This window comes from Agromyces arachidis (assembly GCF_052805135.1).
Genome location: NZ_JBRBDK010000002.1, coordinates 258,656 through 274,211, shown reverse-complemented (window position 1 = coordinate 274,211; position 15,556 = coordinate 258,656). Strand labels below are relative to the sequence as shown.

Here is a 15,556-nt window from a genome sequence, read left to right as displayed (position 1 = left end):
GATGCCGCGACCCCGCGTCGCGGCATCCGCCCCCCTCTTCTCTCGCTGCTCCTCTTCTCAGGACCCGGCCCCCGAATCGGGCCGTTTCTCAGGACGACACGCCGCTCCCAGCGGCGACACGCCGGAAAACTCCTGAGAAGAGCAGGCAGACCTCGCACACAGAAAGCAGCACCGAACCATGCAACGCATCGACACCGACGTCGTCATCGTCGGCGCGGGGGCCGCGGGCCTCACCGCCGCGACCGAGCTCGTCAAGGCCGGGCGCGACGTCGTCGTGCTCGAGGCGCGCGACCGCGTGGGCGGCCGCCTCCACACCGACGTCATCGACGGGGCCATGCTCGAGGTCGGCGGCCAGTGGGTCTCGCCCGACCAGGACGCCCTGATCGAGACGCTCGACGAGCTCGGCCTCGAGACCTACCCGCGCTACCGCGAGGGCGTCAACATCTACATCGGGCCGACGGGCGAGCTCAAGCGGTTCGAGGGCGACATCTTCCCGGTGCCGCCCGCGACCGAGCAGGAGATCCTGACCCTCATCGAGAAGCTCGACGCGCTCGTCGCCGAGATCGACCCCGAGCAGCCGTGGGCGCACCCCCGCGCCAAGGAGCTCGACGAGGTCTCGTTCGCGCGCTGGCTCGAGACGCAGACCGACGACGAGGAGGCCCGCGAGAACATCGGCATGTTCATCGCCGGCGCGATGCTCACCAAGCCCGCGCACGCGTTCTCGGCGCTGCAGGCGCTGCTCATGGCGGCCTCCGCGGGCTCGTTCTCGAACCTCGTCGACGCCGACTTCATCCTCGACCGCCGCGTCGTCGGCGGCCTGCAGCTCGTGCCGCTCGGCCTCGCCGAGCGCCTCGGCGACCGGGTGCGGCTGAACCAGCCCGTGCGCACCGTGCGCTGGCAGGCGGATGCCGCCCCAGGGCAGGCCGCGGTCGTCGCCGTGACCGACGAGCTCGAGGTGCACGCGCGCGAGATCGTGCTGGCCGTGCCGCCGATCCTCGTCAACCGCATCTCGTACGAGCCGCCGCTGCCGCGCCGACAGCACCAGCTGCACCAGCACCTCTCGATGGGCTTCGTGATCAAGGTGCACGCCGTGTACGAGACGCCGTTCTGGCGCGAGCAGGGGCTGTCGGGCACCGCGTTCAGCCCGTGGGAGCTCGTGCACGAGGCGTACGACAACACCAACCACGGCGACCCGCGCGGCACCCTCGTCGCCTTCGTCGCCGACGAGGCCGCCGACGGCGTGTTCCAGCTCTCGGCCGAGGAGCGCAAGGCCGCCATCCTCGAGTCGATGTCGCACTACTACGGCGAGCAGGCCAAGCACCCGGTCGTCTACTACGAGTCCGACTGGGGCTCGGAGGAGTGGACGCGCGGCGCGTACGCCGCGAGCTTCGACATGGGCGGACTCGCCCGGTACGGCGCCGACCTGCGCACCCCGGTCGGCCCGATCCGCTTCGCGTGCTCCGACATGGCGGGCAAGGGCTACCAGCACGTCGACGGCGCCATCCGCATGGGCCGGCTCGTCGCGTCGCAGATCTTCGAGGAGCTCGCATGAGCGAGGTCTCGATCGTCGTCGGCTACACGGCCAACGAGTCGGGCGCAGACGCGCTGGCCCTCGCGAACCGCATCGCGACGGCGGCCGGGGGAGCGCTCGAGGTCGTCATGGTGCTGCCCTCCGAGGCGCACAACGCCCGCGTCCCCGTCGACCAGGGCTACCTGCGGTACCTGCGCGAGCAGTCGCGAGAGTGGCTCACCGAGGCGTCGACCCACCTGGGGGCGGATGTCGCATCGAAGCTGCACATCCGCTACGCCGAGTCGTTCGCCGAGGGGCTCGTGGCGGCCGCGCACGAGTTCGGCGCGAGCCTCATCGTGGTCGGTCCCTCCGGGGGAGGCCGCCGCGCGCACGCGCGGGTGGGGTCGGTCGCGAACGAGCTGCTGCACTCCTCGGACGTGCCGGTGGTGCTCGCGCCCGCCGGCGCGCGCGAGATCCCGGCGTCGCAGGGCGTCGGCCGCATCACGGCGTGCGTCGGCACCCGCCCCGGTGCGGAGGAGCAGCTCGAGGCCGCGACCGCGCTCGCCCGAGCGACTCGCGCCCCGCTGCGCCTGCTCTCGCTCGTGCCCATCGACCTGCCCGCGGGCCTCGACGCGCACCTCGCCGAGCTCACGAGCTCGACCCACGCCGAGCAGGTGCTCGAGGAGGCGCACCGGAGGCTTCCCGAGGGCCTCGACGCGAGCGTCGAGATCGCCCGCGGGTCCTCGATCGAGGACGCCGTGCGGGCCCTCGACTGGCACGACGGCGAGCTGGTGCTCGTCGGCTCGAGCCGCCTCGCGGCACCCCGGCGCCTGTTCCTCGGCTCGACCGCGGCGAAGGTGCTGCGCGAGCTGCCGGCACCGATGATCGTGGTGCCCCGCACCACCCAGGGAAAGACCTCGCAATGACGCAACCCCAGCCCCAGTCCCAGCCCGGCGCTCCGCTCACGGAGGCAACCCGGGCGATCGACGCCCCCGAGGGCGGCATCACCCGCAAGGGGCTGTCCGCCGGTTCCGTCGGCCTCATCGGCGCGATCGTCATCGGCATCTCGTGCATCGCCCCCGCGTACACGCTGACGGCCGCGCTCGGCCCGACCGTGTCCGAGGTCGGCACCCAGGTCCCGGCGATCATCCTGCTGGGCTTCATCCCGATGCTGCTGGTGGCGTTCGGCTACCGGGAGCTCAACCGCCGCATGCCCGACTCGGGCACGTCGTTCACATGGGCCACGCGGGCGTTCGGCCCGTGGATCGGGTGGATGGCGGGATGGGGCCTCGTGGCCGCGACCATCCTGGTGCTGTCGAACCTCGCGGGCATCGCGGTCGACTTCCTCTTCCTCGCCATCTCGCAGATCGTCGGCAACCCCGAGATCGCCGGCATCGCCGCGAACCCGTTCGTGAACGTCGTCGTGTGCCTGCTGTTCATGCTCGGCGCGACGATGATCTCGTACCGCGACATGCAGACCACGCAGAAGCTGCAGTACTGGCTCGTCGGGTTCCAGGTGATCGTGCTCCTCGTCTTCTCGATCGCCGCGCTCGTCGAGGTCGCCAACGGCAACGCGTTCGACGCGACGCCCATCGAGCTGAGCTGGTTCAATCCGTTCGCCGTCAGCGACTTCAGCGCACTCGCGGCGGGCCTGTCGCTGTCGATCTTCATCTTCTGGGGATGGGACGTCACCCTCACCATGAATGAGGAGACGAAGGGGTCGGAGAAGACCCCGGGCCGGGCCGCCACCCTGTCGGTGCTCATCATCGTGTCGCTGTACCTGCTCATCTCGGTCTCGCTCATCTCGTTCGCGGGCGTCGGCGAGGGCGAGTTCGGCCTCGGCAACCCCGACATCCAGGACAACGTGTTCTTCGCACTCGCCGGACCGGTGCTGGGCCCGCTCGCCATCCTGGTGTCGCTCGCGGTGCTCACCTCGAGCGCGTCGAGCCTCCAGTCGACGTTCGTCTCGCCGGCCCGCACGCTGCTCGCGATGGGCCACTACGGCGCGCTGCCGCCGCGGTTCGCGACGGTGAGCCCGCGGTTCTTCACGCCCGGGTACGCGACGATCGTCTCGGCGGTCGTGGCATCCGCCTTCTACGCGGTCATGCGCTTCGTGAGCGAGAACGTCCTCTGGGACACGATCACCGCCCTCGGCATGATGATCTGCTTCTACTACGGCATCACGGCGTTCGCGGCGGTGTGGTTCTTCCGCCGGACGTGGTTCCGCTCGGTGCGCGAGTTCTTCTTCACGCTGCTGTTCCCGCTCGTCGGCGGCGTCATCCTGTCGGTCCTGTTCGTGACGACCCTCGTCGACAGCATGGACCCGGACTACGGATCGGGGTCGGAGATCGGCGGCGTCGGACTCGTGTTCATCCTCGGCATGGTCGTGCTGCTCACGGGCGTCGCGATCATGATCTGGCAGGCGGTCAAGCGCCCCGCGTTCTTCCGCGGCGAGGTGCTCTCGCGGGCCTCCGCCGACTGAGCCCGTGCGGGGCCGGTGTCTCCTCACCGTGCCGGCTCCGCGCGTGAACGCGAACCGCCCCGCCGGCGACACCCGGCGGGGCGGTTCCGCATCCCGGTGCCGCGGGCCGGCGAAGCTGTCGGGGCGTCAGTCCGCGGCCGGCGCGGGTGTTCCGGTGTAGGCGGCGTAGGTGGCGTCGGCCGCGCGGCGCGCGGTCGCCGCATCCGCCCCGTTCGCCTCGTGCGCCGCGGCCCATCGGTCGGCGCTCATGCGCTGGAACCGCCGGCCGTCGTCGGACTGGAGCCACTCGGCCGAGTTGTCGGGGCTGATCTCGCCGGTCGTGAGGTGCTGGTGAAGCCCCAGCAGCGCGCCGTCCCAGCCCATGCCGGTCGCGGCGGGGCCGAACTGCTCCCACATCCCGGCGTCGAGGTCATCGGCGAGTGCGACGTGCTCGAGTTCGACGCGGGTGTGCGCGTCGTCGACGGCGGCGAGCCGCACGGTGAGCCAGGTCACGCCGCCGCCGAACTCCCAGGTGACGCCGTACGAGCGCGGTGCATCGCACGATTCGATCGTGCCGCCCGCGTTGCCCTCGACCTGGTATCGCCCGCCGAGGCGCAGTTCGCCGGTGACCGGCAGGAACCAGCGGGGGATCCGTTCGGCCGAGGTCACCGCGTCCCACACGTCGTCGATGGGAGCGGGGTAGGTCTGGACGAGCGTCTGGACGCGGGTGGCGGCTCCGTCGCGCGTGCCATCGGCGAGGCCGCGGTCGACCGCCGCGATCTGGGCGTCGATATCCATGTCAGGTCTCCTTGTCCGGTGAGTCGGATGCCGCGAGCCGGCGTGCTCGTCCTGAGCGGGCGAGCTCCGTTCCGAGCGCGTCGAGCCGCGGCCGCCAGAAGCGCTCGAACGGCGTGAACCACGCCGCGGCCTCCTTGATCGGTTCGGGGTCGAGCGCGTACAGGCGGCGCGTGCCGTCGGCGCGCACCGTGGCGAACCCCGATTCGCGCAGCACTCGGAGATGCTGCGAGACGCCGGGCTGGCTGATGCCGAACTCGGCGTGCACGATGCGCCCGACGTCGCCGGCTGCGAGCTCGCCGCCGGCGAGCAGTTCGAGGATCCGGCGCCGGACCGGGTCGCCCAGGATGTCGAGCGCGTGCATGCGACCATAGTTCACGAAACGCTTATATAAGTCAAGAGTGTTGTTCGAGTTGGTCGTCGCGCCGGCGATTCCCGGCGGAATCGCGTGCGTCGTGCGGGCGGATGCCGCGGGGCGGCGGTACCGTGACGGCAGGCCGATCACCGGGAGGGCGCATGTCGGAGCACGATCTCATCGCGGCGTGGCGGGCGAGCCGATGGCACGTCATCGTGTCGCAGCTCGGGCCGACCTTCCTGCTCGCGCTGACCATCGGCTTCCTCCTCCTCGGCATGGACGATGCCGACCTCCCGGTGAAGCTCGCCGCCGCCGGCATCCTGCTCGCCTCGGGCGTGCTCGGCGCGGTGGCGCAGGTGAGCGCGGCGAACGAGGGGCTCGCGATCATCGACGACCTCCGTGGGCTGCCGGCCGCGACGCCGCTGGGCCGCCGCATCGCGGCGTCGGCGCTGTGGATGCAGGTCGTTAAGTGGGTGACGCCGACGATCTTCGTGCTCATCTACCTCGCGCTGCTCTGGGCGATCTTCCTCGGCTGACTCGCAGCCGGACCGCCTTCCGCACGCCGCGGCGCGGCGGATAGCGTGAGCGTGTGCGCCCGACGACGGGCGCGAAAGGGGAAGCCACGTGGCCCGGTACGACGACATCATCGCCAACATCCCGATCTCGGACCTCGCTCGCCGGCTGGGCGTCGACGAGGCCACCGCGCGCCGGGCCGTCGACGAGGCCCTGCCCGCGCTGCTCGGCGGCATGGGGGCGAACGCGCAGGACCCGGCGGGCGCCGCGTCCCTCGAGCACGCCGTGCAGCAGCACCCGCCGCAGCTCTTCGAGGGCGGCGTCGACCTCGATGAGGTCGACGAGGGCGACGGCGACAGGATCGTGCACAACGTCTTCGGGTCGAACACCGACCAGGTCGTGCAGAAGCTCGGTTCGTCCGGCGGCGCCGACCAGGGCCTCATCCAGAAGCTGCTGCCGATCCTCGCGCCGATCGTGCTGAGCTTCCTCGCGGGGCAGTTCGCCAAGCGCCGCCAGGAGTCGGGCACGGCCGGGGCCGAGCCGTCCGGCGGCGGGGGCATCGGCGACATCCTCGGCGGCCTGCTCGGCGGCGGGGGAGGCGGCGGCGGGGGCATGCTCGGCGGCCTCGGCGACCTGCTGGGCGGCCTGCTCGGCGCCGGCAAGCGCTGACGCGCGGCTCGCCTTCGGCCGGCGTCGGGGCACGCGGCATCCGCTCGCCCCGGACGCCGCTGCGTAGACTGTCACGGTGCCAGTGAACCCCGAGCTGCAGGGCCGCGAGTTCGCGCCCACCGCGCCGTACCTCGTCGGCCGCGAGAAGGTGCGCGAGTTCGCGCGCGCCGTGTTCGCGACCAACCCGATCCACCTCGACGTCGACGCCGCGCGCGCCGCCGGCTACGACGACGTCGTCGCGCCGCCGACGTTCGCGGTGGTCGTGCAGGAGCACACGCTCGCGCAGCTGCTCGCCGAACCCGACGCGGGCATCGACTTCTCGCGGGTCGTGCACGGCGACCAGCGGTTCACGTCGTCGCGGCCGATCGTCGCGGGCGACGAGCTGGTCGCGACGCTCACCGTGTCGAGCGTGAAGACCCTCGGCGCCCACTCGATGGTCACCGCCGAGTCGGTGATCGCGGATGCCGCGGGCGCCCACGTCGTGACCGCGATCTCCACCCTCGTCGTGCGAGGAGACGACTGATGCCCGAGACCCCGATCGCCGCCGCCCTTCCCGACTTCGACGCGATCGCCGTGGGCGACGTGGTCGCCGAGCGGGAGTTCCACCTGACCCGGGACTCGCTCGTGCGCTACGCCGGCGCATCCGGCGACTTCAACCCGATCCACTACCGCGACGACGTCGCCGCGTCGGTGGGCCTGCCCGGCGTGCTCGCGCACGGCATGCTCACGATGGGCCTCGCGGTGCAGCCGGTCGTCGACTGGGTCGGCGACCCGGGCCGGGTGGCCGACTACCAGGTGCGCTTCACGCGCCCCGTCGTCGTCGACCCGGAGGCGGGTGCCGACGTGCGGGTCGCCGCGAAGGTGGGGCAGCTCGACGCCGAGGCCCGCGCCGCGCGCATCGACCTCACCGTGACCTTCGAGGGCGCCACGGTGCTCGGCAAGGCGCAGGTGCGGGTGGGGCTCGCCTGAGATGACGGTTCCGGAGACCGGCGGACACGAGCTGACGGAGGAGCGCGGCATCCGCTTCGCCGACCTGACCACGTTGCGGGTGGGCGGGCCGATCGACCGCCTCGTGACGGCGACGACGGCCGGCGAGCTCGTCGACCTGGTGCGCGAGGCCGAGTCGTCCGGCGACCCGTGGATGGTGCTCGGCGGCGGCTCGAACCTGCTCGTCGGCGACGAGGGGTTCGCCGGCACCGTGGTGCGCATCGCGACGCGCGGCATCGAGGTGCGGCCCGGTGCCGAGGAGGGCACCGTGCACCTGCGCGCGCAGGCGGGCGAGAACTGGGACGAGCTCGTCGCGTACACGGTCGAGCGCGGGTACTCGGGGCTCGAGGCGCTCTCGGGCATCCCCGGCTCGGTGGGCGCGTCGCCGGTGCAGAACATCGGGGCGTACGGCCAGGAGCTCGCGAACGCGCTCGTGGGCATCGAGTTCCTCGACGAGGGCGCCGACGAGCCGCGCTTCATGACCGCCGACGAGCTCGAGCTGGGCTACCGCACCTCGGTGCTGAAGCAGGGGCTGCGCGGCGTCGTCGTCTCGGTGGAGTTCGCCCTGCACGACACGACGGCCGAGCGCGAGGTGCTCGGCGAGGCGGTGGGCCGCCCGGTCGCGTACGCCCAGCTCGCGCAGGCGCTCGGCGTGCAGCTCGGCGACCGCGTGCCCGTCGCGCGCGTGCGCGAGGCCGTGCTCGCCCTCCGTTCGGCCAAGGGCATGGTGCTCGACCCGGACGACGCGGACTCGGTGAGTGCGGGCTCCTTCTTCACCAACCCGATCGTGACGGAGCACGTCGCCCGGACCCTCCCGGCCGACGCGCCGCGGTGGTACGTCGAGCCCGACGAACCCGACGAGGTCACCCCGCTCGCCGAGCTCGAGGCCGAGTCGCCGCTCGACGCGTTCCTCGCGCACCAGGCCGAGCTCGAGCGGGCCGAGGAGCAGGCGACGGATGCCGCGGCGGAGCCGCCGCTCGTGAAGCTGTCGGCGGCGTGGCTGATCGAGCACAGCGGCATCCGTCGCGGGTTCGCCCTGCCCGGCTCGCACGCCGCCGTCTCGACCAAGCACACGCTCGCGCTGACCAACCGCGGCGGCGCCTCGGCCGACGACGTCGCCCAGCTGGCGCGCTTCGTGCAGGGGCGCGTGCAGGCCGAGTTCGGGATCACGCTGCACCCCGAGCCGGTGTTCGTCGGGCTCGAGCTCTAGCCCCGGCGCTCAGTCGGCGTCGCGCTGCGCCAGCAGGTCGTCGCGCACGCGGCGGCGCAGCACCTTGCCGACGAGCGAGCGCGGCAGCTCGTCGACCTCGACGACGCGCCGCGGCACCTTGTACGGCGTGAGGCTCTCGCGGCAGAAGTCGCGGATCGCGCCGGCGTCGAAGGCCGCGCCCTCGCGCAGCTCGACCGCCGCCACGACCTGCTCACCGCCCGATTCGCGCGGCAGGCCGACCACGGCGGCGCCGCGCACGTCGGGGTGGCCGAGCAGCACCCCCTCGACCTCGGACGGCGACACGTTGAAGCCGCCGGTGATGATCAGCTCCTTGCGGCGGTCGACGATCGTGACGAACCCGTCGTCCGAGACCCGGACGATGTCGCCCGTGCGGAGCCAGCCGCCGGGCAGCAGCGTCTCCGCCGTCTCGGAGGGGCGGCGCCAGTACCCCTCGAACACCTGCGGCCCGCGGACCAGCAGTTCGCCCTCCTCGCCGGGCGCGCGGTCCTCGTCGGGCTGCTCGGGGTCGACCACCCGGATGTCGGTGCTCGGGAACGGCACCCCCACGGTGCCCGGGCGACGGGTCGGGCCCATCGGGTTGCCGACCGAGATGGGCGACGACTCGGTCATGCCGTAGCCCTCGACGAGGAGCCCGCCCGTGACGCTCTCCCAGAGGTCGACGGTCGCCGTCGGCAGCGCCATCGCGCCCGAGATCGCGAAGCGGATGCCGCGCAGCGGCGCCGTCCCGCGGTCCTGGGCGGCCCGGGCGAGCGCGTCGTAGATGGGCGGCACCGCCGGCAGGAACGTCGGCGGCGAGTGCCGCGCCGCGTCGAACACGAGGTCGACGTCGAACTTGGGGAAGAGCACGACCCGGGCGCCGATGCTCATCGCGAAGGTCAGGCAGAGGGTGAGGCCGTACGCGTGGAAGAGCGGCAGGACGCCGTAGAAGACCTCCTCGCCCTCGCGGAGGCCGGGCACCCACGCCTGCCCCTGCATGGCGTTGGCGCGCAGGTTCCGGTGGGTGAGCATCGCGCCCTTGGGGGTTCCGGTGGTGCCGCTGGTGTACTGCAGCAGGGCGGTGTCGCCGGGCGCCGGTCGCGGATGCCGCTTCGAGAGCGTCTTCGAACCGAGCAGGTCGTCCCAGCCGATGACCCCGCGCGCGGTCGGCTTCGACGTGAGCGCGGCCCTCGCGGCGCGCGCCCGCGGGATGGGCAGGCGCAGCGCCATCCGCTTGCCGAAGGGCATCGCCCGGGTGAGGTCGACCGCGATGATGCGCTCGGGGCGGATGTCGCGCGGGAAGTCCGCCACGGTGTCGGCCACGGAATCCCAGACGATCGCCGTGGTCGCGCCGTGGTCCTCGAACTGGTGGCGCAGCTCGCGGGCCGTGTAGAGCGGGTTGTGCTCGACCACGATCGCCCCGAGGCGGAGCACCGCGTAGAACGCGACGACGTGCTGCGGGCAGTTCGGCAGGACCAGCGCGACCCGGTCGCCGGCGACCACGCCGAGCCGTCGCAGGCCCTCGGCGGCCCGGGCGACCTGCTCGCCGAGGTCGCGGTACGTCGTCTCGGCGCCGAAGAACTCCAGCGCCGTGCGCCGCCCGAACCGCGCGACGGCGTCGTCGATCAGGTCGACGAGCGTCTGCGAGGGCTCGTCGATGTCGTGGGGCACGCCGGGGGCGTAGTGGGAGAGCCAGGGACGCTCGTCGAGGGGGTTCATCACATGCTCCATCATCGCCCGGATGCGGTGCGCACCGCGGGTCGGTAGACGTCGAGGGCGCCGGGCAGCACGCGCACGGTGGTCCGGTAGCCCGGCGCCGAGAGGTGGGCGGATGCCGCGGCGGGCGCCTCGAGCGCCACCTCGCCGTCGTGGGCGAAGCCGGGCGACTGCCCACGGCGCGGGCGGACGTCGACGGTGAGCTCGCGCACGGTGAACCCCTCGACGCGCTCGGGCATCAGGCGCAGGTGGCGCAGCACGGCGGCGACCCGGCGGCCGAAGGCGAGCGACGCGACCGCCCGCACGTGCGACCCGGCGTGGAGCAGCCGCACGTCGAGCACGCCGTCGTCGAGGGCGCACCGCTGCAGCGGGGCCGGGGTGTCGCGGTGGTTCCTGCCGACCCCGACGAACAGGGTCCACGCCTGGGTGCGGCGGCCGTCGATCACGACCGTGACGGGCTCGGCCCGGCGCAGCACGCCCTCCGCGGCGACGATGCCCGCGAGCCACTTGTTCCTCAGCCGGCGCTGCAGCTCCTGGCGGGCAGCGACGAAGTCGGGGTACACGCCGACGGATGCCGCGTTGACCACGGTGATCGGCTCGGCGTCGCCGAACGCGAGCTCGGCGACATCCGCTCGCACGCCCTCGCCGCGCTGGACGGCCTCGACGGCGGCCTCCGGCGAGTGCGCCCCGGCCGTGCGGGCGAAGTGGTTGAACGTGCCGCCGGGCACGACGAGGAGCGGCACCCCGGCGGTTCGCGCCTCGTGCGCGACGGCGGCGACCGACCCGTCGCCGCCGCACACGCCGAGGATCCGCGGCGGCGCCGGTCGAGCCAGCGCGTCGCGGACGACCGTGCCCAGGTCCTCGTCGTCGTCGAGGATGCGGACCTCGGCGCGGGGCAGCCGCTCGCGGACCACGTCGACCGGGTCGGCCCGCACGACGCTCGTGCCCGACCCGCGGTTCACCACGAGGAAGACGCCCTCCCCGTCGGGGGACGCCGGCAGCGAGCGGTCGGCGCCGGCCGGCAGCGGCGGCGCGGGCGGACCCGGACGCGGTCGGACGATCGCGGCGCCCGCCGCGGCGACGCCCGCGCCGAGCGTCAGGCCCCCGACCACGTCGGAGAGCCAGTGGGCGCCGACGTGCAGGCGCGAGTAGGCGACGCCGAGCGCCACGGGCGCGATCGCCGCCCCGATGCCGGGCGACTCGAGCGCGACGCCGGTGGCGAACGCCGCGGCGCTCGCGGAGTGCCCCGACGGGAAGGTGCGGCTCGACGGCTGCACGGGCAGGCGGCGACCGATCGGGATGTCCTCCAGCACCGGCCGGTCGCCGCCGAACACGCGCTTGGCGATCAGGTTCGTGAGCGCGCTCGCCGCGACCAGCGACAGGATGCCGCGCGCGGCGGCGCGTCTGCGCCCGACCACGGCCAGCACGCCCGCGAGCGTGAACCAGAGCACGCCCCGGTCGGCGAAGCCGGTGAGGCGCGACCAGAAGCGGTCGACGTGCGGATGGGAGTGCCATCCGTTCACGCGACGCGCGGCCGCGGCATCCGCTCGCTTGACCCACGGCGGCAGCAGGCGCGCCCGACGCGCGGCGACCCGAACGCCAGTGACGACCCCCATCCGCTCAGCGTAGGCGGTCAGAGCAGTCCGAGCTCCATCGCACGCGTGACGGCGCGCGTCCGGTCGTTCACCCCGAGCTTGCCGAAGGCGTTCACGAGGTGCGTCTTCACCGTCGCCTCGCCGATGTGGAGGAGACGGGCGATCTCGGGGTTGGACCGGCCGTCGGCGACCAGGCGCAGCACGTCGAGCTCGCGCGGCGACAGCGCCGGCTCCGGGCGCGCCGACGTGGCGCGCTGCCGCACGCGGGTGACGAGCTTCGCCGCGATCGACGGCGCGAGCACCGTCTCGCCCGCGACCACCGAGCGGATGCCGGCCAGGATCTCCTCCTGCGGCGCGGCCTTCAGCAGGTAGCCGCTCGCGCCGGCCTCGATCGCGGCGAGGATGTGGTCGTCGGTCTCGTACGTCGTGAGCACGAGCACGCGCGTGCGGCCGTCGGGCCCGGCGTCGGCGACGATCCGCTCGGTGGCCGCGGCCCCGTCGAGCACCGGCATGCGCAGGTCCATGAGCACCAGGTCCGGCCGCAGTTCCGCGGCGAGGGCGACGGCCTCGGCGCCGTCGACCGCTTCACCGACGACGTCGATGCCGGGCTCGGATTCGAGCAGCCCGACGATGCCCGAGCGGACGATCGGGTGGTCGTCGGCGACGACGACGCGGATCGGGTCGGTCATGGCGTGGCTCCGGTCGTGTGGTCGCCGGCGGCGGGCGCGTCGGCGTCGGCTCGCGGCACGGTCACGCGCAGCGTCGTGCCGCCCGCCGCGCCCGGTCCGAACTCGACGCGGCCGCCGACGAGCGCGACGCGGTCGCGCATGCCCGCGAGCCCGAAGCCGCGATCGCCCGGCGCCGCGTCGCCCGGCCCCACGCCGTCGTCGCGCACCTCGAGCGACACCGTCCGCCCGTCGGCCGCGACCCGCACCTGCGCGGACGTCGCCTGCGCGTGCTTGCGCACGTTCGCGAGCCCCTCCTGCGCGCAGCGGAGGATCACCACCTCGAGTTCCCGGTCGAGGTCGGCGCCGTCCGTCGTCGCGGAGACCCGCACGCCGGTCTCGCGCTCGAAGGAGGACGCGAGCCGGCGCAGCGCCTCCCCGAGTCCGGCGTCGGGGTCGACCGGCGCAAGGGACGCGACCAGCCCGCGCGCTTCGGTGAGCGCCTCCCGCGCCATCTGCTCCATGAGCTCCAGGTCGCCTCGAGCGGATGCCGCGCCCGCCCCGTCGACCCCGTCGAGACGCCGCTCGGCGCGCTGGGCGACCATCACGAGCCCGGTGAGGCTCTGCGCGATCGTGTCGTGGATCTCGCGGGCGACCCGCGCACGCTCCTCGGCGACGCCCGCCTCGCGGTGGACCGCCGCGAGCTGGCCCTGCGCGGCCTGCAGTTCGTCGAGCAGGCGGGCGCGTTCCTCGCCGTACATCGCGATGCGGGTGATCCAGAGTCCGAGCGCGATGCTGAAGCCGACCGAGAGCGCGGCGATCGCGGTCCCGACGACGATCCCCGCCGGCCCCTGCCGGATTGCGTACCCCACGACGATCGCGACCGCGATCAGGAGGTTCGCGACGATCGCCGAGCGCGTGGTCGGCGAGGTCGACCAGACGAACGGGTAGAGGAAGGCCTGCAGGATCGCGAACGAGGGCTCGACCGCGGTGCCGATCGCGAGGAGCACCGCGTAGGCGATCGCGACCGCCAGGTGCCGGCGCGCCGTGGCCTCGGGCACGCACCGGCGTCCCCAGATGAGGTGGACGAGAAGGAACGCGCCCGCGGCGGCCCACGTCGCGGCATCGTCCGGGCCGTAGGGCGGCTCGAACAGGGAGATCGCGACGATGACCGCCGCGACCGCCGCCGCCGCGGCATCCCACCACCGCACGTTCTGCATGGGCTCAGGCTCCCACAGCGCTCAGGCGTCGCGCCGGATCCAGCGGAAGGTCAGGCGGCTGACGACGAGGCCGATGACGAGCCAGGCCAGCAGCACGACCGCCACCCACCCGAGGTCCCACGCCTCGTTCTGCTCGAGCACCGCGAAGTCGTCGGGCAGGAACACGGCGCGCATGCCCTGCGCCATCCACTTCAGCGGGAAGAGGCTCGCGAGGTTCTGCATCCACTCCGGCAGCGAGTAGAACTGCAGGTAGACGCCCGAGATGAACTGCAGCACGAGCAGGATCGGGATGACGACCGCCGCCGCCGACTTGCCCGAGCGCGGCACCGACGACAGCGCGATGCCGAGCAGCGCCGACGTCGCGACGCCGAGCACGAAGACCCAGGCGAAGGTCGCCCACTTCTCGGGCTCGGTCGGCAGGGCGATGCCGAAGAGGGTCGCCGCGGCGAGGAGCAGGAGGCCCGCCTGCAGGAGGCCCGTGACGAACACCTGCCCGAACTTGCCGAGGAAGTACGACACCGGCGAGAGCGGTGTCCCGCCGAGGCGCTTCAGCGTGCCGTCGGACTTCTCGAGTGCGATGTCGATCGCCAGGTTCTGCACGCCCGAGAGCAGCATGCCCGCGGCGAGGAGGCCCGGCAGGTAGTACGCGCCGACCGAGACGCCCTCGGCGCCCGGGCCCGGCTGGATGTCGCCCGACGCGCTGAACGCGGCCGTGAAGATGCCGAGCATGATGAACGGGAACAGGAACGTGAAGAACACGGCATCGGGCGTGCGGAAGTAGCCGCGCACCTCGTGGCCGATCCGGGCGACGCCGACGGCGAGGCGCCCGGGCTGGCGGGTGCGGGGGCCGCCCGTCCCGGTCGTGGTCGAGCGGATCCCGCGGGCGGCGGTGTCCTCGGCGGACGTGGTCGTCGTGCTCATGCGAGCGCCTCCTCGTCGTCGGGGGCTGCGGCGCCGGCCGCGCCCACCATCCCCAGGTAGATGTCCTCCAGGCTCGGGCGGATCACCTCGAGCTCGGCGGGCTCGCCGCCGAGGTCGCGGGTGACGGATGCCACGAGCTCCGCCGGCCGCTCGGTGCGCTGCTCGCGCGGCGAGCCGTCGCGGTCGCGCCACCGGACGATCGGAACGCGCGCCTCGGCGCCGCCGATCTCGCCGATCGGGGCCACCTCGAGGAGCTTCCCGCCGAGGATCACGCCGGCCCGGTCGCCGAGCTGCGCCGCTTCGTCCAGGTAGTGGGTCGTGAGCAGGATGGTGGTGCCCTCCTGCTTGAGCGCGCGGATGAGGCCCCAGAACTCGCGTCGGGCCTCGGGGTCGAACCCGGTGGTGGGCTCGTCGAGGAACAGCAGCTCGGGCCGCCCGATGATGCCGAGCGCGACATCCACCCGACGGCGCTGCCCGCCGGAGAGCTTCGCGATGCGCGTGCGCGCCTTCGATTCGAGTCCGACGGCGGCGATCACCTCGTCGACGTCGCGGGGGTTCGGGTAGAACCGGGCGAAGTGGGCGAGCTGCTCGCGCACGGTGTACCGCCCGGGCTCGCCCGCCGACTGCAGGACGATGCCGAGCCGGGCCTTCCAGTCGAGGCTGCCGTGCGCCGGGTCGTCGCCGAGCACGCTCACCTCGCCCGCGGTGCGCAGCCGGTACCCCTCGAGGATCTCGATCGTGGTCGACTTGCCGGCGCCGTTCGGTCCGAGCAGCGCGAAGGTCTCGCCGCGCGCGATGTCGAGGTCGATGCCGTCGACGGCGGCCGTGCCGTGGTACTCCTTGCGGAGCCCGCGGATGCGGATGGCGGGCGCCTCCGGTGGTGCGGTCTGGTCCATGCCCTCGAGCCTGCCCGCCCGCCGGGCTCCGCACCAGCCGTGAGTC

General features: G+C 73.4%; 16 protein-coding genes. 8 read left to right on the top strand and 8 right to left on the bottom strand.

The genetic code is table 11. The features are described 5' to 3' along the window. Nucleotides 1-178 precede the first annotated feature (178 nt). Genes ACUY4T_RS04280 through ACUY4T_RS04270 form a run of 3 tightly spaced genes read left to right on the top strand, consistent with a single transcriptional unit; the run spans nt 179 to nt 3,992 of the window. On the top strand, nt 179-1,552 hold the full coding sequence (locus tag ACUY4T_RS04280) for a flavin monoamine oxidase family protein (RefSeq protein ID WP_446017666.1): 1,374 nt from the start codon (nt 179-181) through the stop codon (nt 1,550-1,552). Then, on the top strand, nt 1,549-2,436 hold the full coding sequence (locus tag ACUY4T_RS04275) for a universal stress protein (RefSeq protein WP_446017665.1): 888 nt from the start codon (nt 1,549-1,551) through the stop codon (nt 2,434-2,436). Before ACUY4T_RS04280 ends, ACUY4T_RS04275 begins: the two co-directional genes overlap by 4 nt. Next, the gene (locus ACUY4T_RS04270) at nt 2,433-3,992 is read left to right on the top strand and encodes an APC family permease (protein WP_446017664.1); all 1,560 of its coding nucleotides are present in this window, start codon (nt 2,433-2,435) and stop codon (nt 3,990-3,992) included. Before ACUY4T_RS04275 ends, ACUY4T_RS04270 begins: the two co-directional genes overlap by 4 nt. A gap of 126 nt (nt 3,993-4,118) precedes the next feature. On the opposite strand, the gene ACUY4T_RS04265 is transcribed toward ACUY4T_RS04270, so the two are convergent. Together ACUY4T_RS04265 and ACUY4T_RS04260 are read right to left on the bottom strand one after the other, a co-directional pair. Further along, nucleotides 4,119-4,769, bottom strand: a complete 651-nt coding sequence (locus tag ACUY4T_RS04265; RefSeq protein WP_446017663.1) for an SRPBCC family protein — start codon at nt 4,767-4,769, stop codon at nt 4,119-4,121. A gap of 1 nt (nt 4,770) precedes the next feature. Further along, nucleotides 4,771-5,130 carry an ArsR/SmtB family transcription factor gene (locus ACUY4T_RS04260; RefSeq protein ID WP_446017780.1) on the bottom strand — a complete coding sequence of 120 codons (360 nt, stop codon included), beginning with the start codon at nt 5,128-5,130 and terminating at the stop codon, nt 4,771-4,773. 152 nt (nt 5,131-5,282) lie between these two features. On the opposite strand from ACUY4T_RS04260, the gene ACUY4T_RS04255 reads away from it, so the two are divergent. The 5 genes from ACUY4T_RS04255 (at nt 5,283) to ACUY4T_RS04235 (ending at nt 8,500) form a co-directional block, all read left to right on the top strand. Then, nucleotides 5,283-5,657: a hypothetical protein gene (locus ACUY4T_RS04255; protein ID WP_446017662.1), complete on the top strand. Its 375-nt coding sequence runs from the start codon at nt 5,283-5,285 to the stop codon at nt 5,655-5,657. A gap of 88 nt (nt 5,658-5,745) precedes the next feature. Beyond that, nucleotides 5,746-6,303, top strand: coding sequence for a DUF937 domain-containing protein (locus ACUY4T_RS04250; RefSeq protein WP_446017661.1), 558 nt, complete (start codon nt 5,746-5,748; stop codon nt 6,301-6,303). Nucleotides 6,304-6,379: 76 nt separating this feature from the next. Then, nucleotides 6,380-6,826 carry an FAS1-like dehydratase domain-containing protein gene (locus tag ACUY4T_RS04245; protein ID WP_446017660.1) on the top strand — a complete coding sequence of 149 codons (447 nt, stop codon included), beginning with the start codon at nt 6,380-6,382 and terminating at the stop codon, nt 6,824-6,826. Next, nucleotides 6,826-7,272 (top strand): MaoC family dehydratase, encoded by a 447-nt coding sequence (locus ACUY4T_RS04240; RefSeq protein WP_446017659.1) that lies wholly within the window; start codon nt 6,826-6,828, stop codon nt 7,270-7,272. The genes ACUY4T_RS04245 and ACUY4T_RS04240 overlap by 1 nt, the downstream gene beginning before the upstream one ends. Before the next feature lies 1 nt (nt 7,273). Further along, entirely contained in the window at nt 7,274-8,500 is a 1,227-nt protein-coding gene (locus ACUY4T_RS04235) for a UDP-N-acetylmuramate dehydrogenase (RefSeq protein WP_446017658.1), read from the top strand. Between the two features lie 9 nt (nt 8,501-8,509). Here ACUY4T_RS04235 and ACUY4T_RS04230 read toward each other — a convergent pair whose 3' ends face one another. From ACUY4T_RS04230 to ACUY4T_RS04205, 6 genes are read right to left on the bottom strand one after another with little or no spacing between them, the layout of a single operon-like run. After that, entirely contained in the window at nt 8,510-10,216 is a 1,707-nt protein-coding gene (locus tag ACUY4T_RS04230) for a long-chain-fatty-acid--CoA ligase (RefSeq protein WP_446017657.1), read from the bottom strand. 11 nt (nt 10,217-10,227) lie between these two features. Beyond that, nucleotides 10,228-11,829, bottom strand: coding sequence for a bifunctional phosphatase PAP2/diacylglycerol kinase family protein (locus ACUY4T_RS04225; RefSeq protein ID WP_446017656.1), 1,602 nt, complete (start codon nt 11,827-11,829; stop codon nt 10,228-10,230). A 17-nt stretch (nt 11,830-11,846) separates the two neighbouring features. Next, nucleotides 11,847-12,497 (bottom strand): response regulator, encoded by a 651-nt coding sequence (locus ACUY4T_RS04220; RefSeq protein WP_446017655.1) that lies wholly within the window; start codon nt 12,495-12,497, stop codon nt 11,847-11,849. Next, complete coding sequence (locus ACUY4T_RS04215; protein WP_446017654.1) at nt 12,494-13,693, bottom strand: sensor histidine kinase; 1,200 nt, start codon at nt 13,691-13,693, stop codon at nt 12,494-12,496. Before ACUY4T_RS04215 ends, ACUY4T_RS04220 begins: the two co-directional genes overlap by 4 nt. Before the next feature lie 21 nt (nt 13,694-13,714). Beyond that, entirely contained in the window at nt 13,715-14,614 is a 900-nt protein-coding gene (locus ACUY4T_RS04210) for an ABC transporter permease (protein ID WP_446017653.1), read from the bottom strand. Then, entirely contained in the window at nt 14,611-15,510 is a 900-nt protein-coding gene (locus tag ACUY4T_RS04205) for an ABC transporter ATP-binding protein (protein ID WP_446017652.1), read from the bottom strand. Before ACUY4T_RS04205 ends, ACUY4T_RS04210 begins: the two co-directional genes overlap by 4 nt. Nucleotides 15,511-15,556: the final 46 nt, after the last annotated feature.